This window comes from Saccharopolyspora erythraea, from assembly GCF_018141105.1.
Classification (GTDB): domain Bacteria; phylum Actinomycetota; class Actinomycetes; order Mycobacteriales; family Pseudonocardiaceae; genus Saccharopolyspora_D; species Saccharopolyspora_D erythraea_A.
In genome coordinates this window covers 1,636,038-1,656,274 of the sequence record NZ_CP054839.1, presented here as the reverse complement: position 1 = coordinate 1,656,274, position 20,237 = coordinate 1,636,038, and the positions used below count along the sequence as shown (strand labels likewise).

The window sequence follows — 20,237 nt, the reverse complement described above, 5'->3', positions numbered from 1 at the left end:
GCTCAACGCTCCCGGAAGGCTTCGAGCAGCCGCTCGGCGGCGATGCCCGCGGTCAGTTCCCCGGCTCGCACGTCGGATTCGACCTCGCCGACGATGCGGCGCACCGCCGGGTGCCGGGTCAGGTCGGACATGAGCTGGTCGCGCACCAGCGCCCAGGTCCAGTCGACCTGTTGGCGGCTGCGCTTCTCGGCCAGCTCGCCGGTCTCGGTGAGGGTGGCGCGGTGCTGCTCGATCTGCTCCCAGAGGGTGTCCAGGCCCGCTCCGGTCAGGCCGCTGCAAGTCACCACCGGGGGTCTCCACGACGCGCTGACCGGGGTGAGCAGCCGCAGCGCGCCGCGCAGCTCGCGGGCCGCCTTGCGGGCCTCGCCTTCGTGCGGTCCGTCGGCCTTGTTCACCGCGACCAGGTCGGCCAGCTCCAGCACGCCTTTCTTGATGCCCTGCAACTGGTCGCCGGTGCGGGCCAGGGTGAGCAGCAGGAAGCAGTCGACCATGCCCGCCACGGTGACCTCGGACTGGCCGACGCCCACCGTTTCCACGAGCACGACGTCGAATCCGGCCGCTTCCATCAGCACGATCGTCTCGCGGGTCGCGCGCGCGACGCCGCCGAGCGTGCCCGCGGAGGGGGAGGGCCGCACGAACGCGGCGGAGTCGGCGGCGAGCTTGGGCATCCGCGTCTTGTCGCCCAGGATGCTGCCGCCGCTGCGCGTGGACGACGGGTCGACCGCCAGCACCGCGACCCGGTGCCCCTGCGCGGTCAGCATCGTTCCCAACGACTCGATGAACGTCGATTTCCCGACGCCGGGTACGCCGGTGATGCCCACCCGGTGCGCTCCGCCGCTGTGCGGCAGCAGCTCGACGAGCAGTTCCTGGGCTTTCGCGCGGTGCTGGGCCCTGGTCGACTCCACCAGCGTGATCGCCTGCGCCAGCTTGGCGCGTGAGCCGCCGAGCACGCCCTTGGCGTAGTCCTGGACGTCGATCTCGCGCGGCATGGTCAGCCCGCGCTCGACGTCTCGCCCGGCTCGGCGGGCGCGGGGTGGTCGAGCACCGCCCGGAGCTGGTCGAGCAGTCCGAGCGCGGCGTCGGCGATCACGGTTCCGGGTGGGAAGATCGCGCTGGCGCCGCCTTGGCGCAGGGCGTCGAAGTCGGCGGGTGGGATGACGCCGCCGACGACGATCATGATGTCGTCGCGGCCGAGTTCGGACAGCTCGTCGCGCAGCGCGGGCACCAGCGTCAGGTGTCCTGCGGCCAGTGAGGACACGCCGACGACGTGTACGTCGGATTCGACTGCTTGGCGGGCGACTTCGGCGGGGGTCTGGAACAGCGGGCCGACGTCGACGTCGAAGCCGATGTCGGCGAAGGCGGTGGCGATGACTTTTTGGCCGCGGTCGTGGCCGTCCTGGCCCATCTTGGCGACCAGGATGCGGGGCCGGCGGCCTTCGGCTTCGTCGAAGTCCTCGACCTTGCGGCGGGCGCGTTCCAGCGATTCCGAGGTCCCCGATTCCTCCCGGTACACGCCGGAGATCGTACGGATCTGGCCGGAGTGGCGGCCGAAGACCTTTTCCAGGGCGTCGGAGATCTCGCCGACGGTGGCTTTGTGCCGGGCGGCGTCCACGGCCAGCGTGAGCAGGTTGTGGGCGAGGTCGTCGGGCCGGTTGTCCTCGAGGGCGGCTTCGGCGGCGCCGGTGAGCCTGCGCAGCGCGGTCTCGCACGCTTCGGAGTCGCGTTCCTCGCGCAGCCGCCGCAGTTTCTCGAGCTGCTGGGCTCGCACGCCGGCGTTGTCGACCTTGAGGACCTCGATCTGTTCGTCGCCGTCGTAGCGGTACTTGTTGACGCCGATGAGGGGCTGGCGGCCGGAGTCGATGCGCGCCTGGGTGCGCGCTGCGGCCTCCTCGATGCGCATCTTCGGGATACCGGCGTCGATGGCCTGGGCCATGCCGCCGGCGTCTTCGACTTCGGTGATGTGGGCCCAGGCGCGTTCGGCGAGGTCCTGGGTGAGGCGTTCGACGTAGTGCGAGCCGCCCCAGGGGTCGATGACGCGGGTGGTACCGGATTCCTGCTGGAGCAGGAGCTGGGTGTTGCGGGCGATGCGCGCGGAGAAGTCGGTCGGCAGGGCGAGTGCTTCGTCGAGGGCGTTGGTGTGCAGTGACTGGGTGTGGCCCTGGGTGGCGGCCATGGCTTCCACGCAGGTGCGCACGACGTTGTTGTAGACGTCCTGGGCGGTCAGCGACCAGCCGGAGGTCTGTGAGTGGGTGCGCAGCGACAGCGACTTCGGGTTGTCCGGCTCGAAGCGTTTGACCAGCTTGGCCCACAGCAGCCGGGCGGCGCGGAGTTTGGCGACCTCCATCGCGAAGTTCATCCCGATGCCCCAGAAGAACGACAACCGGGGGGCGAAGGAGTCGATGTCCAGGCCCGCTTGGCGTCCGGCGCGCAGGTATTCCACGCCGTCGGCCAGGGTGTAGGCGAGTTCGAGGTCGGCGGTGGCTCCGGCTTCCTGGATGTGGTAGCCGGAGATGGAGATCGAGTTGAACTTCGGCATCCGCCGCGAGGCGTAGGCGAAGATGTCGGAGATGATCCGCATCGACGGCTGCGGCGGGTAGATGTAGGTGTTGCGGACCATGAACTCCTTGAGGATGTCGTTCTGGATGGTCCCGGCGAGCTTTTCCGGTTCGACGCCTTGTTCTTCGGCGGCGACGATGTAGAGCGCCATCACCGGCAGCACGGCGCCGTTCATCGTCATGGACACGCTCATCTTGTCCAGCGGGATGCCGTCGAAGAGCTGGCGCATGTCGTAGATGGAGTCGATCGCCACGCCGGCCATGCCGACGTCACCGCCGACGCGGGGGTGGTCGGAGTCGTAGCCGCGGTGGGTGGCCAGGTCGAAGGCCACCGACAGGCCCTTCTGGCCTGCGGCGAGGTTGCGGCGGTAGAAGGCGTTGGACTGCTCGGCGGTGGAAAAGCCCGCGTACTGGCGCACCGTCCACGGCTGGTTGACATACATCGTCGGGTACGGGCCGCGCAGGAACGGCGCGATTCCCGGGTAGGTGCGCAGGAAGTCCAGCCCGCGGGTGTCGGCCTCGGTGTAGAGCGGCTTGACGCCGATGCCCTCCGGCGCCTCCCACACCAGCGCGTCAGCCTCCTTGCCCGTCTCGGCCAGCAGCGCGTCGTTCCACCGCCCGGCCGACGCGGGGGCGGGCTCGCCCAGCTCCACGCCGGCGAAGCTGGGGATCGGTTCGTGCTCGTGGGCGGTCACTGCTGCACTCCCAACCTGCGGTGGACGTCCTGCAAGACTTCGAGGGCGTTGCACCCGGCGAACACCCGGCCGTCGACTCCGGGCACCTCGAGCGAGCCGGCCAGCAGCACCTGGTCGGCCCCGGCTTCCCGGAGCGCACGCGCGGTTTCCTCCGCGCGCTCACCGTAGATCCGGTCACCCGAGCACAGGCAGGCCACCGACGTGCCCGAGCCCGCGAAAGCCTTCACCACGTCCTCTGCGGACTCCGTGGGCCCGGCGTCCGGGGTTTCCAGCCCGCCCGCGCCGAAGAGGTTGCTGGCGAACGACGCGCGGGCGTTGTGCTCGGCGAGCGAACCGAGCGTGGCGAGGAAAACCGCCGGCCGGGAACCGGTTTCGGCGAGGTGGGCGTCGGAGGCGTCGCGCAGCCGCTCGAAGTCCTCGGCGTAGCGGTGCCGGGGCAGACCGCCCGACAGCGGCTCCGGCGCGCGGTCGCGTCGCAGCGCGGGTTCTTCGAGGTTGGGGAACTCGGTGACGCCGGTGATCGGGTCGGTGCGGTGGGCGATGGCGTCCCGGCGCCGCTGCCAGGTCTCGGCGAGCCGGTCGGCCACCAGACCCGAGCGCAGCGCGGCGGGCAGCCCGCCCTCGGCCTCGATGCGCTGGAACCACTCCCACGCCTTGCGCGCCAGTTCGTCGGTCAGCGTCTCGACGTACCAGGAACCGCCCGCCGGGTCGATCACCTGCGCCAGGTGCGACTCCTCCAGCAGCAGCGACTGGGTGTTGCGGGCGATGCGCCGGGAGAAGGAGTCCGGCAGCCCGATCGCGGCGTCGAACGGCCGCACGGTGACCGACCGCGCGCCGCCCACGCCCGCGGCGAACGTGGCGATCGTGGTGCGCAGCATGTTCACCCACGGGTCGCGGCGCGTCAGCATCGCCGAGGAGGTGACCGAGTGCTGGAGCTGCGCGCGCTCGGCGACGCCGATCTCCCGCGTCACCCGCTCCCACAGCCTGCGGGCCGCGCGCAGCTTGGCGATGGTCAGGAACTGGTCGGCGGTGGCGGCGTAGCGGAACTCCAGCAGCCCGCTCGCGGTCTCGGCACCCAGCTCACCGGCCAGCACCCGCAGGTAGGTGACGCCCGCGGCGATCGAGCAGCCGAGCTCCTCGGCGTCCGAGCCGCCCGCGTCGTGGTACGGCAGGCCGTCGACGGTCACGGCACGCAGGCCCGGGTGCGACGAGCAGTGCGCGGCCACCTCGGCGGCGAGGCCCAGATCGCGTTCTTGCCCTGTGCGCGCCCAGGCGCTCAGCGGGTCGGCGCCGAGGTTGCCGCGCAGGGCGCTGGGCCGCACCCCCTGCTCACGCGCGAGCTCCAGCAACGCCGACGCCGCCTCCGCCGCCTCGTCGCCCGCGTCGAGGACGACGCCGATCATGTCCAGGTGGACGCCTTCGAGGGCGTCGGCGAGCGAGTCCACCGCCAGCCCGGTCGGCCCGAGCTCCAGCCACAGCGAGGTCGTGCCGTTGTAGAGGTCGGCCAGGATCTCGCGGTTGGTCTCCGAGGCGTCGGGGTGCGCGTGGTGCTGCCGGACGTCCCACCCCTCGCTGACACAGCCCTGCGCCCGGCTGCCGCGCACGTAGGGCGCCAGGCCGGGTAGACCGCTGGAGGCGGGGGCCTCGGTGTAGAGCGGGTGCACGGTGATGCCGTCGTAGGTGGCGCTGGCGAGCACGTCCTCGACCGGCTCCGGCACGGGCCGGCCCTCGGACACCAGGCCCGACCTGAGCAGGACCTTCTCCACCTGTTGCCGCCACTGCTGCTGGGCGGGCTCGGGGAACTCGGCCGCCAGGGGCAGCTCCGGCCCGTCGCTCGTCGTCGAGTGCGCCACCATGAACAGGATGGTAGGCCGGTGCGGCCTTGCCCGGGGATCGTGTGACACTTGTCGCAGCCGGACAGAGCAGGGGGCGTCCTCCTGCGTCTCAGTCCCAGTCCCAGTCCCAGGCGATCCCGAGCACGCCGCGCGGGACGTCCCGCACCGCGAGGTGCACCGAACGACCACCCACCAGTGTCAGCTCGTCGGTCCCCCGTCCGGACGCGGGCGCGCCCTGCCGCAGCCGCCTGCACCGCACCGGGACCGCCGACTCCGAGAAGCGCACCGACGCGACGTAGCTGCCGGCCGGGTACCGGAACGTGCGGCGGTGGTCGACGCTGCGCACCGGGCGCTCGACGCGGAACTCGTACTCCAGCAGGTGGATCTCCCCGGCGCGCAGCCTGCGGTCGAACAACAGCTCGGCGACCACGATCGGGGCGGCCGGGTGCCTGCTCGTGCGGCCCAGCCGGCAGTTCTCGATGGCGACCGGGGCGAGCGCGCCCGAGTCGGAGCCTGGCTCGCCACGGTAGACGGCGAGGTGCCGGTCCGGCCCGTCGGCCAGTGCGCGCAGCACCGTGCGGGTGCGCACCAGGTGGATCGCCCGGTCCGGGCCGACGGAGGCGATGTCCTCCTGGGAGAAGACGCGCAGGTCGCGGTCGGACGGGCCCAGCACCGGCCCGATCACCTCCGCGAGCTGCCCCGCGGGGTCGTCGATGCCGTCGATGCGGCGGCCGGGCTCGTGGTTGAGCCACCGGCCCCGCGGGCGCGGTGGTCCCAGGAGCGCCCGCAGCGAATGCGAGGGCAGCCGCAGGATGTTCTCGATCGCGCGCAGCGCCAGCATCGAGCCGGTCCGCTCGGGGCGGCTGCGCCCGTGCTGCCAGTAGCTCAGGGTCGCCAGGCTGAGCCGGATGCCGCGCGCGGCCAGTTCGCCGCGCAGGGCCTCCAGGGTGAGCCCGCTGTGCGCGATGGCCGCGCGCAGCGCCTCGTGGAAGGGGCCGGACCGCAGCAGGGCCTCCACCTCGCCGCGGGAGTCCTCGCGCGGCCGGCTCGCCGCGGTGCCGTCCGATTGGCCGTGGCCGGACATGGCGACCTCCGTAGCGCGCGGTTTCCCCTGGTGCGCAGCGGATTCTGCGCCCGCGGCCAGGCTATGGCCGCCGCCGGTCCGCGCGACACAGCCGCTCGGCTGGTGAATTCACCGTTGCACGGCGGTGTTTCCCACGCGCGCGGGGGTGCGAACATGCCGGATTCGGCTTCGCCGCGCGGTGTCGCGACTGGTCGGGGCCGGTGCGCGGCAGCCGCGCCCAACGGTCGGCACGACGGCTTTCCGTTGCCGGAATGGGAAAAACCCACGCCGGCGGGCGGTTGCGGGTGCTTGATGAGCGGCCGTCCGGCGCTCGGGTCGCACACCGGGGCTCCGGCACTCGCACCGCTGTGCGAACCACTTCCGCAACGTTCCTACGGGCTCTTGCCGTGGGCGCGCAGGTGGTACTCCCAGCCGTTGCCCGGCGTGTAGTGCAGCTCGTAATGGGTCTCGATCTTCGGCCCGTCGTGCAGGTGGATGTGGCGGAGCAGACGCCCGGCGACCGCCTCGGAGTCGCGGAGGTCCTGGACCCGGCCGTCCAGCGGCCCGCCCACGAAACGAACGCTGCGTTCCTCCATCGGCTTCCTCCCGGGCGGTCGTCGGCTCGGCGCCCATTGTCCCGAACGGGGAGGTCCAGGGCGATGACCGAAACGGACCTGGTACCGGGATAGGCAGAGGTTCGCGGCCACTCAGCGCGACCAGCGCAGCGCGAACCACAGCTCCATCCGGACCTGCGGGTCGGAGAGGTCGGCCTCCAGCGCGCGCTCGACCTGCCCGATGCGGTGGCGCACGCTGTTGCGGTGCACGCCGAGCGCGGCGGCGGTCCGGTCCCAGCTGCCGTGGTGGGCCAGCCAGCACTGCAGCGTGTCGGCGAGCTTGTCCCCGGAGCGCGTCCGGTCGATCGCGCGCAGCGGCGCCAGGGCCCGCTCGGCGAAGCCCGCGGCGGCCTCCGGTGCGACGGCGGCGGAAAGGCCGAGTCCGGCGCTGTCGTCGGCGCGCACCGGGCGGTCCAGCGCCCGCGCCCGCTGCGCGAGCGCGTCGACCTCGGCCGCGGTCTCACCCAGGCGGTCGGCGGGCCGGGCGGAGCTGACCACCGCGAGCCAGCCCTGGGAACGCATCTCCTCCAGCACCTCGTCGCTCGGCGCGGTCGCCACGACAGCGGTGAAGCCGCCGTCGTCGTCGAGCCTGACCAGCGGGTTGCCGAGCCGGCTGCTCAGCCAGTCGAAGGCCGAGACCCCGCCGTTGCGGCGGCGCCCCCTCGGCACGCCCGCGACGACCCGGTACCGGCCCTTCTCCAGCAGGCCGGCCAGCACGTCTGCGGCCGGCCGGTCGAGCAGCAGCGCGGTGACCGCCGACCCGAGCGCCGCGTTGTCGGCGCCCGCGCGACCGGTCAGGCCCAGCAGCGCCGCGCCCACCGCGATGACGGCGCGCTCGGTGGCGTCGAACCGCTGCCTGCGCCCGACCACGAGCAGCTGCGAGGCGGTGGCCTGCGGGTACACCGGCTGCGCGACGGCGAAGGAGCCGTCGGCCAGCTCGCCGGTCGCGCTGCGCACCCCCGAGCCCGCCCGCAGCCGCGCGAGCAGCGGAGCCAGCTCTGGCGGCAGCGGCGTGCGCGGGGGAGACGTGGCGACGGGCGCGTCGTCGGCGCCCACCAGCGCCACCCAGCAGCGGAGCCTGCGCGCCAGCTCGGCCACCAGCGCACCCAGCCCCTCGGCCGCCGACCGGGTCAGCGCCTCCCTGGCCTCGGCGACCCGGCTGCGTTCCCGCTGGGCGGCATCGCTGATCGCGACGGCGACCGCGCGGCTGATCGCCAGGAACGGGGTCCGCGGCGGGATCACCAGCAGCGGCAGCCCGTGCCGCACGCACGCCTCGCGCAGCGGGTCCGGCAGGGCCTCGTGCATCGGCGGCGTGACGCCGAAGCCGAGCGCGCTCACCCCCGCCGCGAGCAGCCGCTGCACGTAGCGGTCGACCTGCTGCTGCTCGGACGGCAGGTTCACCCCGGCGGTGAGCAGCAGCTCCTCGCCGAGCAGGTACGGCGCGGGGTCCTGCAGCTCGCTGACGTGCGCCCAGCGCACGGGCAGCTCCAGCGCGCCGGGCCGCAGCGTCTCGGCCACCACCTCCACGGCCAGCGCGGCGTCGCCGGTGACCGCGTGCAGCGGCACGGAGGGTTGCTCGGACGGCTTGGTCATTCGAACCACGGATCAATCGAATCTGGGATGGATCGTCCCATTCTTCCTTGGCCCGGCGAACCCTACGGTTGCCGGAACAGCGTGTCGACGCGGACAGGAGGACCCGATGGTCGCCGACTACTTGGTGATCGCGCTCTACATCGCCGGGATGGTCGGTGTGGGCTGGTACGGCATGCGGCTGGCCAGGACCAAGAGCGACTACCTGGTCGCAGGCCGCCGCCTCGGCTGGTTCATGTACTCCGGGACGATGTCGGCCATCGTGCTCGGCGGCGCCTCCACCATCGGCGGCGTCGGGCTCGGCTACACCCACGGCATCTCCGGCGCCTGGCTGGTGCTCACCATCGGCCTGGGCATCCTGCTGCTGCACGCGCTGTTCGCGCGCAGGCTGGTCAAGCTGCGCGTCTACACCGTCTCGGAGATGCTCGATCTGCGCTACGGCGGCTCCTCGACGGTGATCGCCGGGGTGGTGATGTGGGGCTACACCCTGATGCTCACGGTGACCTCCACGCTGTCGTTCGCCACCATCTTCAACGTCCTGTTCCAGCTCCCGAGCGCGCTGGGCATCGCCGTGGGCGGCTCGATCGTGGTGCTGTACTCGGTGCTGGGCGGCATGTGGTCGATCACGCTGACCGACATCGCGCAGTTCGTGATCAAGACCATCGGCATCATGTTCCTGCTGCTGCCGGTCGCGGTGACCGCGGCGGGCGGGTTCGGCGAGATGAGCAGCAGGCTCGACCCGAGCTTCTTCCGGCTCGACAGCATCGGCGGCGCGACGATCCTGACCTACGTGCTCACCTACGGCTTCGGCCTGCTCATCGGGCAGGACATCTGGCAGCGGGTGTTCACCGCGCGCAGCCCGAAGGTGGCCACCGGCGGCGGCATCCTCTCCGGCGTCTACTGCCTGGCCTACGGCTTCACCGGTGCGCTGATCGGCACCGCCGCGCGCGTCCTCTACCCGAACCTGGGAGACGCCGACGACGCCTTCGCCACCGTCGTCGAGCAGTTGCTGCCCTCCGGTGTGCGCGGGCTGGTGCTCGCCGCCGCGCTCTCGGCTCTGATGTCGACCTCCAGCGGCGCGCTCATCGCCTGCTCGGCGGTCAGCACCACCGACATCCTGGCCAAGCTGCGCCGCAGGCCCGCCGAGGGCTCCGACGTCAGCGCCAGCAGGCTGACGACGCTGGTGCTGGGCATCGTCGCGATCGGCATCGCGATGCTGGTCGACGACGTGGTCAACGCGCTCACCGTCGCCTACAACGTGCTGGTCGGCGGGCTGCTGGTGGCGATCCTCGGCGGGCTGGTGTGGAAGCGCGGCACCCGCGTGGGCGCGGTCGCCTCGATGGTCGTCGGCTCGGTGGTGGTGATCGCGTCGATGGTCGTCTTCGGCCTGTCGGCCAACGAACCGATCTACTACGGTCTCGGCGCCGCGCTGGTCAGCTACGTCGTGGTCAGCCTGCTGACGCCACCGACGGACCCGGCGGTGCTGCGGGCCTGGACCCGGCGGCTCGCCGGGGCGCCGGCCGCCGTCGAGCCGGCGGAAGCGTCCGCGGGAAGGGCCGAGCCCGCCGAGCAGACCGGAGCCGACAAGTGAGCGCCCCCGCGGGCGGCCGGGAAGTGACCGAGGAGATCCACATGACCGAAGCCCGCATCGGCGGCGACCTGGTGGTCGAGACGCTGCGCGCCCTGGGCGCGCGGACCGTGTTCGGACTGCCCGGCCAGCACGCGCTCGGCCTGTTCGAGGCCCTGCGGCGGGCCCCCGACCTGCGGCTGGTCAGCTCCCGGGTGGAGAACAACCTCGCCTTCGCCGCCGACGGCCACGCGCGGGCGAAGCTGGCCGAGGGCGGCCCGGTGCCGGTGACGCCGATGATCGTCTCGACCGGTCCCGGAGCGCTGCTGACCCTCGCGTCGTTGCAGGAGTCCCGCGCGTCCGCGGTGCCCGTCCTGGGCATCTCCAGCCAGGTCCCCGCGGCGGGGCTGGGCGGCGGACGCCGCGGCTACCTGCACGAGCTGCCCGACCAGCAGGCCAGCTTCCGCGACGTCGTGAAGTCGGTGCACGTCGCGCGCACCGCCAGCCAGATCCCGGGTGCGCTGCGCGCGGCGTGGGAGAGCGCGGCGACCGCGCCCTATGGTCCGACGTGGGTGGAGATCCCGCAGGACGTGCTGCTCGGCGCCGCCGGGCTGCCGCCGATCACCACGGTCAGCGCCTCGCCACCGCCGCTGGCCCCGCAGCCCGAGCTGATCGCAGAGGCCGCCGACCTGCTCGCGGCCGCGGAGAACCCGGTCATCCTCGCCGGTGGCGGCGTCGCCCGCGCCGGGGCGGGGGAGCAGCTGCGGGAGCTGGCCGAGGCGCTGCGCGCCCCGGTGCTGAGCACCTTCGGCGGCAAGGGCGTCTTCGGCTGGGACCACCCGCTGTCCGGGCAGTCGTGGATGGAGGACTGGCACAGCACCGAGTTCCTCGCCGACGCCGACGTTCTGCTCGTGCTCGGCTCCGGGCTCGGGGAGCTGTCCAGCAACTACCACCGGTTCGCCCCGCGCGGCAGGATCGTCCAGGTCGAGGCAGACGCCGGCAAGCTGGAGTCCAACCACCCGGCGCTGGGCATCCAAGCCGACGCCGGGCTCGCCCTCTCCGCGCTGCTGGAGCGGGTGCCGCGGCGCAGGCCCGACGGGCGGGCCGAGCGGGCGGTGGCCGAGCTGCTGGCGAAGGTCCGCGACCGGCTGGCCGGTCAGGAGCTGGAGCGCGAGCAGCACGTGCTGGCCGACGTCCGGGCCGCGCTGCCGGAGGGCACGCCGACGTTCTGGGACATGACGATCCTCGGCTACTGGGCCTGGTCGGCGTGGAACGCCGACGGCGCGCCGATGCACTCGGCGCAGGGCGCGGGCGGCCTCGGCTTCGGCTTCCCGGCGGCGCTGGGCGCCGCGGCGGCGACCGGCGGGGGGGTGCTGGCGGTCTCCGGCGACGGCGGCGCGATGTACGGCATCGCCGAGCTGGCCACCGCCGTCGAGCACGGCCTGGACGTCACGTGGCTCATCGTCGACGACGGCGGCTACGGCATCCTGCGCGAGTACCTGACCGGGGAGTTCGGCCAGACCACCGCCACCGAGCTGTCGCGGCCCGACTTCGTCGCGCTGGCAGGCGCCTTCGGCGTCCCCGCCGTGCGCAGCAGCCTCGGGACGCTGCGGGCCGACCTCGCCGACGCGCTGCGCTCCCCGGGGCCGAGCGTGGTGGTCCTGCCGACCCTGCTGCGCATGTTCGCGCCGACCCACGAGTGAGCCGGCCGGGCGGGCGGCGGTCGCGGGCGGTGACCGCCGCCCGCGCCGGAGCCGCTTCGGGGCCCCGACTGCGTGCGCCAGAAGCTGACCAGGGACGATCGGGGGCACGATGATGCTCACCGACCAGCTCCCAGCGACCCCCGAACCCGATGCGCTGCTCGACGCGTTCGTGACGTGGACCACGCACCAGGGCATCGACCTCTACCCCGCGCAGGAAGAGGCGCTGATGGAGGTCGTCACCGGGGCCAACGTCATCCTCAGCACGCCCACCGGCTCCGGCAAGAGCCTGGTCGCCACCGGGGCGCACTTCGCCGCGCTGGCCGCCGGGCGGCGGACCTTCTACACCGCGCCCATCAAGGCGCTGGTGTCGGAGAAGTTCTTCGCGCTGGTCGACGTCTTCGGCGCGGCCAACGTCGGGATGATGACCGGCGACAGCAGCGTCAACGCCGACGCCCCGATCATCTGCTGCACCGCCGAGATCCTGGCCAACATCGCACTGCGCGACGGTGACCGCGCCGACGTCGGCCAGGTCGTGATGGACGAGTTCCACTTCTACGCCGAGCCCGACCGCGGCTGGGCGTGGCAGGTGCCGCTGCTGGAGCTGCCGCAGGCGCAGTTCGTGCTGATGTCGGCGACGCTGGGCGATGTCACCCGCTTCCGCGACGACCTGACCCGCCGCACCGGCCGGGGCACCGCGGTGGTCTCCTCGGCCGAGCGGCCGATCCCGCTGACCTTCCGCTACGCGATGACGCCGCTGCACGAGACGATCGAGGAGCTGCTGGCGGGCCAGCAGGCGCCGGTCTACGTCGTGTACTTCAACCAGGCCTCGGCACTGGAGCAGGCGCAGGCGCTGATGAGCGTCAACGTCGCCAGCCGCGAGCAGCGCGACCGCATCGCCGAGGCCATCGGCGACTTCCGCTTCACCGCCGGCTTCGGCAAGACGCTGTCCAGGCTGGTGCGCCACGGCATCGGCGTGCACCACGCCGGGATGCTGCCCAAGTACCGGCGGCTGGTCGAGCAGCTCGCGCAGGCCGGTCTGCTCAAGGTCATCTGCGGCACCGACACGCTGGGCGTGGGCATCAACGTCCCCATCCGCACGGTGCTGCTGACTGGGCTGACCAAGTACGACGGGGTCCGCACCCGGCATCTGAAGGCGCGCGAGTTCCACCAGATCTCCGGCCGGGCCGGGCGCGCGGGCTACGACACCGCGGGCTACGTCGTGGTGCAGGCGCCCGAGCACGTCATCGAGAACGAGCGCGCGGTGGCCAAGGCCGGTGACGATCCGAAGAAGAAGCGCAAGCTCGTGCGCAAGAAGGCGCCCGAGGGCTTCGTCTCCTGGAGCGAGAAGACCTTCGAAAAGCTCGTCGAGGCCGAGCCGGAGCCGCTGACGTCGAGCTTCGTGGTCAGCCACTCGATGCTGCTCAACGTCATCAACCGCCCCGGCGACGCGTTCGCGGCGATGCGGCACCTGCTCACCGAGAACCACGAGGACCGCCCCGCGCAGCGCAGGCACATCCTGCGGGCCATCGCGATCTACCGGGCGCTGCTGGCGGCGGGCGTGGTGGAGCAGCTCGACGAGCCCGACGAGCAGGGCCGCCGGGCGCGCCTGACGGTGGACCTGCAGTTCGACTTCGCGCTCAACCAGCCGCTCTCGCCGTTCGCGCTGGCCGCCATCGAGCTGCTCGACGTGGACTCGCCGTCGTATCCGCTGGACGTGCTCTCGGTCATCGAGTCCACTCTGGACGACCCGAGGCAGGTGCTCTCGGCCCAGCAGTTCAAGGCGCGCGGCGAGGCCGTGGCGCAGATGAAGGCCGACGGCATCGAGTACGACGAGCGCATGGAGCTGCTGGAGGACATCACCCACCCCAAGCCGCTCGAGGAGCTGCTGGAGGCGGCCTACGAGATGTACCGCAAGGGGCATCCGTGGGTCGGCGAGCACGAGCTGTCGCCGAAGTCGGTGGCCCGCGACATGTACGAGCGGGCGATGAACTTCGTCGAGTTCGTCAACCACTACGGGCTGGCCCGCTCGGAAGGGCTGGTGCTGCGCTACCTCGCCGACGTCTACAAGGCGTTGCGCCACACGGTGCCCGCCGACGCCAAGACCGAGGAGCTGGGCGACATCGTCGAGTGGCTGGGCGAGCTGGTCCGCCAGGTCGACTCCAGCCTGCTCGACGAGTGGGAGCGGCTGCGCAACCCGGAGGCGGAGGCCGCCTCCGCGGGGGCGTCTCCGGTCGAGGAGGGACCGGCGCGGGTCACGACGAACAAGCGCGCCTTCCGCGTGCAGGTCCGCAACGCGCTGTTCCGCCGCGTCGAGCTGGCGGCGCGCCGCGAGCACGAGCAGCTCGGCGCGCTGGACCCGGAGCTGGGCGCCGACGGCTGGGCCGACGCGCTGGACGACTACTTCGAGCAGCACGACGAGATCGGCACCGGCCCCGACGCGCGCGGCCCGGCGCTGCTGATGATCACCGAGGAGGAGGCCCGCTGGGTCGTGCGCCAGATCTTCGACGATCCGGCGGGCGACCACGACTGGGGTTTCAGCGCCGAGGTCGACCTCGCCGAGTCCGACGAGGCGGGCGAGGCCGTGGTGCGGGTGACCTCGGTCGACCAGCTCTGAGCGGCTGTCTTCGGGCTCACCTCGCTTGGCGGTTCCGAGCGCTGCCCGTTCCGGGTTCGGCCGTGGCGGCCCGGAAGGTCATCCGGCCAGTGGTGGCCGCGGCGCGCGACCGGTGATGGCCACGATCCGGTCGATCAGCGGGGCGACGGCGGGGACGTCCACGGCCGTCCCCCACAGCTCCGGGAGGGGCGCGCGGGGAACGAACTCGGACACGTGATCGAGGCAGGCGCGCAGCGCGTCCTCGGGCAGCTCGAAGCGCTGGCCGGTCGCGTGCGCGAGGTCCCAGCCGTGCACGACCACCTCGGTGAGCGCGATCTTGCCCCACACTTCGTTGGGCAGCTCCACATCGCCCGTGTCGGTGCTGCCGTGCCAGGCAGTCGGGGCGTCCCACGCTTCGCCGAGCGCTCGCACGTGCCTGGCGGCGTCCCGCCGGTCGCCGACGACGTCCGGCGCGTTCGTCCCGGTCGCGCTCGCGCCGTTGCCGGTCGCCGGAACATCTGCCCCGGCGAACACCGCGAAGCCCTGAGCAACGTCGTCGATGTGGGCGATCAGGTCGGCGACGGTGTACTCGCTGCACGGGGTGGCGTCGGCGAGCTGCTCCGCTCTCACGCCCGCCAACAGGCCGATCATCTCCCGGCAGGCCGGCTTCAGGTCGATCATCGAGTCTCCTCGGGGTAGCGCACGGGTCCTCGAGGCTAGAGCGCCCTACCGACACGCGTGCTCGCCGAAGGAGTGCCGCGGCGTGCGTCTGCCGTGGCCGGGATGGGGCACGCCGCCGCGCATGCCCCGCGGCCCGGCGTCTCACGCCCACACGAGGTGCAGCGGCTGCTCGCGCGACAGGAGCAAGTGGGCGCGCTCGGGGGACTGGAAGCTGCCGGTCATCTCCCCGAACGGGCTGACGACCCGCGTGCTGTCGTCGAACTCCATCCCCCAGTAGCGGACGTACCCGTCGTCCCGGTCGCCGACTTCCTCGCACAGCGCGAACACCTTCGGCGCCTCGTCGCGCACCAGCTCGCGCAGCTCCGCCATGAACTCCTCGGGCTCCATCACTTCGGCCTCCAGGTTGTGTGCCGTGAACACCGAAGATGATGATGTAAATGTTGATGAATGGCGATAACTCGGCCGGGTGGTTGTGCACGCACCGCGCCTGATCGGATACACACTGTTGCGAACGGACTGGTGTGCTCGGAGGCGGACTGTGGTGCAACGACGTGATCCCTCGGCCCTGCGTTGGCTCATCGGGGTCGAACTTCGCAACTACCGGGTCCGGGCCGGTCGTACCAGCGCGGCGGCCGCCAAGGAGATCGGCTGCTCTCCCGGCAAGATCACCCACCTGGAGAACGGGCGGTACTTCCCGCAGCCGCAGGAGATCGCCGGATTGCTGGAGTTCTACGGCGCACCGCACTGGGACGTCGAACGGCTCTCGTCGCTGGCCGCGCGAGCCGACCACAAGACCTGGTGGGCGCCGTGGGTGGACGTCCTGCCGGACTGGCTGCGGACCTTCGTCGGGCTGGAGGGCATCGCCGAGTCGGAGTTCATCTACATCCCGCTGGTGCTGCCGGGTCTGCTGCAGACCGAGGACTACGCGGCGGCGCTGACCGCCACCAGCGAGCGCGTTCGACCCGACCACAACGAGCGGGTCGTCAGCTTCCGGATGGCCAGGCAGCGCCGGCTCTCATCGGACGCGCCCCTGGGGTTGACCGCGGTGGTGGAGGAGTCGGCCCTGGACCGGCCCATCGGCGGACCGGAGGTGATGCGCCGCCAGATGGAGCACCTCGTGGAACTGTCCAGCATGGACAACGTCGACATCCGAGTGCTCCCGACCTCAGTCGGTCCGCATGTCGCGTTGGGCGGTCGGTTCACGGTCCTGCACTTCTCGGACGCGCAGTCAATCGGCTACGTCGAAATCCAGGACGGGGCAGTTTACGTGCAGGACCAGGACCAAGTGGCCGGTTACATCCGATCAAGTGAACGGCTACTCTCGGTCGCGTTGTCGCCCGAAGACTCGGTGGCGGCGATCAAGGCTCGTACCGTCACCTGACACGGAAGGCGCACCGAGATGTTCGAGCAGGTGGAGTGGCGCAAATCGAGCTACAGCGACAACGGTGCCGACTGCGTCGAGGTGGCGTTCGCCGAATCCCGCGTCGCGGCACGGGATTCCAAGGACCCGCACGGTCCGGTCCTGGTCTTCGACCGCGACCGGTGGTCGGCGTTCCTCGCTGCGCTGGACAGCTAGCCGCGCCGCGGGCCCGTCGCCCCGCTCCGCTGACTGTGGCGTCCCTCCACCGGGTGCCATACGATCAAGGCAGTTCGTCCGGAACGTCCGATAGGTGGTGCGCCGGAGCGGGTTCCTCCCGCGTCACGCGCGCGCACCCGGAGGGAGTTCGACCATGGCGGGTAAGCCGCAGACAGTCGTAGCGGGAATCGACGGGTCCGAGGAGTCGGGGAACGCCCTGCGCTGGGCCGCCGACTACGTCCAGCGCGTGGGCGGCATCGTGCACGCGGTCACCGTCTGGAGCCAGCCCGTCCAGTTCGGATACCGGCTGCCCACGTCGGACGCCGAGCTGGAGACACGCGCCCGCAACTCGCTCGAGACGATCACCGATCCGGTGAAGGCGGCCTACCCCGACGTCGACATCCGGCCGCGACTGGTGCGCGGGCAGATCGTCGACGAGTTCGTGGGCCTGTCCGAGCAGGCCGACCTGCTCGTGCTGGGCAACAAGGGCCACGGCGCGTTCACCGGCATGATGGTCGGTTCGGTCGCGCTCAAGCTGGTGCACCACGCCAGGTGCCCGGTGCTGGTCGTCCGCTGAGCGCCGTCCGCTCCGGCGTTGCTGGCAGGCGCTGAGCGCGGTCCGCTGAACGCCGTCCGGCCGGTGTCGACCGCTCGGCGGTGTTCGCTGAGCGCCCGGCGGTTCCACTAGGCTGAAGTCGTCGGATCGGCGGGCCAACGGGATCGGTGGGCATGGAGCGGGTCGAGGACCAGACGCTGTTCGGGTTCGATGGCTGGCGGTGGCTCAACCCACCGGAGAACTGGCTCTCCTACGCGGGGCTGACCGCCACCGCCGACGGCGGCACCGACTTCTGGCGCACCACGCACTACGGTTTCGTCCGCGACACCGGGCACGCGCTGCTGCGTCCGGTCGGTGCCGAGTTCCGGCTCACCACCCGGTTCTTCGGCGACTACCGCGAGCAGTACGACCAGGCGGGCCTGCTGCTGCGGCTCGACGAGGCGAACTGGATCAAGACCGGCATCGAGTACGTCGACGGCGAACAACTGCTCAGCGCGGTGGTGACCCGCGACGTCTCGGACTGGAACGTCGTGCCGCTGCAGGCCGTGCACGGCGACGTCGAGTCGGTGACGATCGAGATGCACCGCAGCGGTGACACCGTCACGATCCGCTACGCCCCCGAGGGCGAGGAGCCGCGGACCGTGCTGCGTCTGGCGTACTTCCCGCCGGGCGTGGAGGCCGAGGCGGGGCCGATGTGCGCCTCGCCGGATGGCAGCGGTTTCCCGGTCCGCTTCTCCGGCCTCACCTACGCCGAAGGCTGAGGAGCTGGCTTTTCCCGCCGGAGGCGGGGAATCCACGCTCTGCCGCCCAGCGTCCGGAAGACCGCCGTCTCTGCCGGCGTCGGAGCGCGGGCGGCCTCGTCACCGCCGGACGCGCCAGGCGCCGCGATGCAGCAGCCGCAGACCGTTGAGGCCGACGATTACCGTCGAGCCCTCGTGGCCGGCCACGCCGAGCGGGAGCGGGAGGTGCCCGGCGAGGTCCCAGACGACCAGCACGGTGATGAAGGTGCCCGCGATGACCAGGTTCTGCTTCACCAGCCGCCGGGCCCGCCGTGAGAGGTCGATGACCGCAGGCACCGCCGAGAGCTCGTCGCGCACCACGACGACGTCGGCGGTCTCCAGCGTCAGGTCCGCGCCCGCGCGGCCCATCGCCACGCCGCTGTGCGCGGCGGCGAGGGCGGGCGCGTCGTTGACGCCGTCGCCGACCGCCATCGTCGGTTCGCCGCTGGAGCGCACGGCGGCGACCTTGTCCTGCGGCAGCAGGCGGGCGCGGACGTCGCTGATGCCGACCTCGTCCGCCACGCGGGCGGCCGCGCGCTCACCGTCACCGGTGAGCAGCACCGGATCGGTGCCGGTGACCTCGCGCAGGGCCCGCACCGCCGCCGCGGCGTCGGGGCGCAGCCGGTCGGAGATCTCCAGTTCCGCCGCCGCCATGCCGTCCACGGTGACCACGACGATGGTGCCGGCGGATCCGCCGTCGGACGCCGGCCGGGTCACCTCGACCCGCCTGCCACCGACCGCGGCCGAGACGCCATGTCCCGCGACGGCCTGGAAGTCGTCGGCCGGCGGCACGTCGAGCCCGCGTTCCCGGGCCGCTGCGACGATCGCGCGCGCCAGGGGGTGCTCGCTCAGGTGCTCGGCACCGGCCGCCAGCGCCAGGACCTCGTCGGCGTCGTGTCCGGGTTCGCCCCGCACCTCGGTGACCCGCGGCCTGCCCTCGGTCAGGGTGCCGGTCTTGTCCAGCGCCACCCGCCGGACCTCGGCGAGCCGTTCCATCGCCACCGCCGACTTCACCAGCACGCCGTGCCGTCCGGCGTTGGCGATCGCCGACAGCAGCGGCGGCATCGTCGCCAGCACCACCGCGCAGGGCGAGGCGACGATCATGAAGGTCATCGCGCGCAGCAGTGCGGACTCCAGGCTGTCGCCGAACAGCATCGGCACCGCGAACACCGCCAGCGTCGCGACCACGACGCCGACCGAGTAGCGCTGCTCGACCTTCTCGATGAACAGCTGCGTCGGAGCCTGCGTCCGGCTCGCCTCGGAGACCATCTCGACGATGCGGGCGATGACCGTCTCCGACGCGTCGCGGCCGACCCGCACCCGCAGCGCCCCCGAGCCGTTGAGCGTGCCGGCGAAGACCTCGTGGCCGGTCGTGCGAGTCACCGGCAGCGACTCGCCGGTGATGGTGGACTGGTCGACGTCGCTGGCGCCCTCGACGACCACGCCGTCGGCGCCGAGCCGCTCGCCGGGGCGCACCACGATCACGTCGCCGACGCGCAGTTCCGCCGCCGGGACCGTCTCCTCCACGCCGTCGGTGACGCGGACGGCGGTGTCGGGGGCGAGGTCGAGCAGACCGCGCACGGAGTCCTCGGTTCGGGCGGTGGCGTAGGCCTCCAGCGCCCCGGAGGTGGCGAAGATGACGATCAGCAGCCCGCCGTCGGTCACCTGGCCGATCGAGGCCGCGCCGATCGCCGCGACGATCATGAGCAGGTCCACGTCGAGCGTCCGCTCGCGCAGCGCGCGCAGCCCTTCGAGGGCCGGTTCCCAGCCGCCGGTCGCGTAGCAGGCGAGGTAGAGCGCCCAGGCCAGCCAGGCGGGGCCGCCCGCCAGTTCGGTGCCGAGGCCGAGCAGGAAGGCCAGCAGAGACCCGGCCGCCCAGCGCGCTTCGGGCAGCGCGAGCAGGGAGCGGCGCGTCGGGGACGGCGTGCCGGTCGTCGGTGCCGAGGTGGGCTCGGTGAGTGCGCGCATCGAGGCTTCCTCAAGCGGTCGGGGGCGGTACGACCGCGCACGATACATGAACAACTGATCAGGTGTTCATATGTGGGTGGTGGCTAGACTGCGCACATGGGGCACGGAGTCGACAGCGAGGCCACTCCCGCCGCGAGGCTGGACGCGGCGTCGGCGGCCTCGGTGGCCGAGACGCTGCAGGCGCTGGCGACGCCGTCGCGGCTCCTGATCCTCAGCGAGCTGCGGCAGGGCGAGCTGTCTGTCACCGACCTCGCCGAGGCGGTCGGCATGGAGCAGTCGGCGGTGTCGCACCAGCTGCGACTGCTGCGCTCACTCGGCCTCGTCACCGGGAACCGGTCCGGGCGCAGCGTCGTGTACTCGCTCTACGACAACCACGTCGCGCAGCTGCTCGACGAGGCCGTGTACCACATCGAGCACCTGCGGTTGGGCGTCTCCGACTGAGCTGCCGCAGTGGGCGTCCTG

Annotated in this window: 17 protein-coding genes; 8 read left to right on the top strand and 9 right to left on the bottom strand. The window is 72.3% G+C overall.

The genetic code is table 11. From position 1 onward, the window contains the following. Nucleotides 1-2: 2 nt before the first annotated feature. The 6 genes from meaB to HUO13_RS07635 all read right to left on the bottom strand — a co-directional run bounded on the left by meaB (nt 3) and on the right by HUO13_RS07635 (nt 8,355). Nucleotides 3-989, bottom strand: a complete 987-nt coding sequence (meaB, locus tag HUO13_RS07660) for a methylmalonyl Co-A mutase-associated GTPase MeaB (RefSeq protein WP_211900737.1) — start codon at nt 987-989, stop codon at nt 3-5. 2 nt (nt 990-991) lie between these two features. Further along, nucleotides 992-3,250, bottom strand: a complete 2,259-nt coding sequence (gene scpA / locus HUO13_RS07655; RefSeq protein ID WP_211900736.1) for a methylmalonyl-CoA mutase — start codon at nt 3,248-3,250, stop codon at nt 992-994. Then, nucleotides 3,247-5,106: a methylmalonyl-CoA mutase family protein gene (locus HUO13_RS07650; RefSeq protein ID WP_211900735.1), complete on the bottom strand. Its 1,860-nt coding sequence runs from the start codon at nt 5,104-5,106 to the stop codon at nt 3,247-3,249. Before HUO13_RS07650 ends, scpA begins: the two co-directional genes overlap by 4 nt. An 88-nt stretch (nt 5,107-5,194) precedes the next feature. Continuing rightward, nucleotides 5,195-6,169 carry a hypothetical protein gene (locus HUO13_RS07645; RefSeq protein ID WP_211900734.1) on the bottom strand — a complete coding sequence of 325 codons (975 nt, stop codon included), beginning with the start codon at nt 6,167-6,169 and terminating at the stop codon, nt 5,195-5,197. 371 nt (nt 6,170-6,540) lie between these two features. After that, the gene (locus HUO13_RS07640) at nt 6,541-6,744 is read right to left on the bottom strand and encodes a hypothetical protein (protein WP_211900733.1); all 204 of its coding nucleotides are present in this window, start codon (nt 6,742-6,744) and stop codon (nt 6,541-6,543) included. Nucleotides 6,745-6,855: 111 nt separating this feature from the next. Further along, nucleotides 6,856-8,355: a PucR family transcriptional regulator gene (locus HUO13_RS07635; protein WP_211900732.1), complete on the bottom strand. Its 1,500-nt coding sequence runs from the start codon at nt 8,353-8,355 to the stop codon at nt 6,856-6,858. 106 nt (nt 8,356-8,461) lie between these two features. Between HUO13_RS07635 and HUO13_RS07630 the strand changes: the two genes are divergently transcribed. From HUO13_RS07630 to HUO13_RS07620, 3 genes are all read left to right on the top strand, one after another. Beyond that, nucleotides 8,462-9,943, top strand: coding sequence for a sodium:solute symporter (locus tag HUO13_RS07630; RefSeq protein WP_211900731.1), 1,482 nt, complete (start codon nt 8,462-8,464; stop codon nt 9,941-9,943). Between the two features lie 41 nt (nt 9,944-9,984). Then, complete coding sequence (locus HUO13_RS07625; RefSeq protein WP_211902727.1) at nt 9,985-11,622, top strand: thiamine pyrophosphate-binding protein; 1,638 nt, start codon at nt 9,985-9,987, stop codon at nt 11,620-11,622. 109 nt (nt 11,623-11,731) lie between these two features. Continuing rightward, a complete protein-coding gene (locus tag HUO13_RS07620; protein ID WP_211900730.1) occupies nt 11,732-14,236 on the top strand; it encodes a DEAD/DEAH box helicase in 2,505 nt (834 codons plus the stop codon). 78 nt (nt 14,237-14,314) lie between these two features. On the opposite strand, the gene HUO13_RS07615 is transcribed toward HUO13_RS07620, so the two are convergent. Together HUO13_RS07615 and HUO13_RS07610 are read right to left on the bottom strand one after the other, a co-directional pair. Continuing rightward, complete coding sequence (locus tag HUO13_RS07615) at nt 14,315-14,896, bottom strand: TIGR03086 family metal-binding protein (protein ID WP_211900729.1); 582 nt, start codon at nt 14,894-14,896, stop codon at nt 14,315-14,317. Nucleotides 14,897-15,037: 141 nt separating this feature from the next. Continuing rightward, a complete protein-coding gene (locus HUO13_RS07610; protein WP_249124520.1) occupies nt 15,038-15,316 on the bottom strand; it encodes a hypothetical protein in 279 nt (92 codons plus the stop codon). A gap of 118 nt (nt 15,317-15,434) precedes the next feature. On the opposite strand from HUO13_RS07610, the gene HUO13_RS07605 reads away from it, so the two are divergent. The 4 genes from HUO13_RS07605 to HUO13_RS07590 all read left to right on the top strand — a co-directional run bounded on the left by HUO13_RS07605 (nt 15,435) and on the right by HUO13_RS07590 (nt 17,789). Beyond that, nucleotides 15,435-16,277 (top strand): helix-turn-helix domain-containing protein, encoded by an 843-nt coding sequence (locus HUO13_RS07605; RefSeq protein ID WP_211900728.1) that lies wholly within the window; start codon nt 15,435-15,437, stop codon nt 16,275-16,277. A gap of 18 nt (nt 16,278-16,295) precedes the next feature. After that, complete coding sequence (locus HUO13_RS07600; protein WP_211900727.1) at nt 16,296-16,472, top strand: DUF397 domain-containing protein; 177 nt, start codon at nt 16,296-16,298, stop codon at nt 16,470-16,472. 154 nt (nt 16,473-16,626) lie between these two features. After that, entirely contained in the window at nt 16,627-17,049 is a 423-nt protein-coding gene (locus tag HUO13_RS07595; RefSeq protein WP_211900726.1) for a universal stress protein, read from the top strand. A 152-nt stretch (nt 17,050-17,201) separates the two neighbouring features. Next, nucleotides 17,202-17,789 (top strand): DUF1349 domain-containing protein, encoded by a 588-nt coding sequence (locus HUO13_RS07590; RefSeq protein ID WP_211900725.1) that lies wholly within the window; start codon nt 17,202-17,204, stop codon nt 17,787-17,789. A 99-nt stretch (nt 17,790-17,888) separates the two neighbouring features. Here HUO13_RS07590 and HUO13_RS07585 read toward each other — a convergent pair whose 3' ends face one another. After that, complete coding sequence (locus HUO13_RS07585; RefSeq protein WP_211900724.1) at nt 17,889-19,775, bottom strand: heavy metal translocating P-type ATPase; 1,887 nt, start codon at nt 19,773-19,775, stop codon at nt 17,889-17,891. A 96-nt stretch (nt 19,776-19,871) separates the two neighbouring features. Between HUO13_RS07585 and HUO13_RS07580 the strand changes: the two genes are divergently transcribed. Next, nucleotides 19,872-20,216 (top strand): ArsR/SmtB family transcription factor, encoded by a 345-nt coding sequence (locus HUO13_RS07580; protein ID WP_211900723.1) that lies wholly within the window; start codon nt 19,872-19,874, stop codon nt 20,214-20,216. Nucleotides 20,217-20,237: the final 21 nt, after the last annotated feature.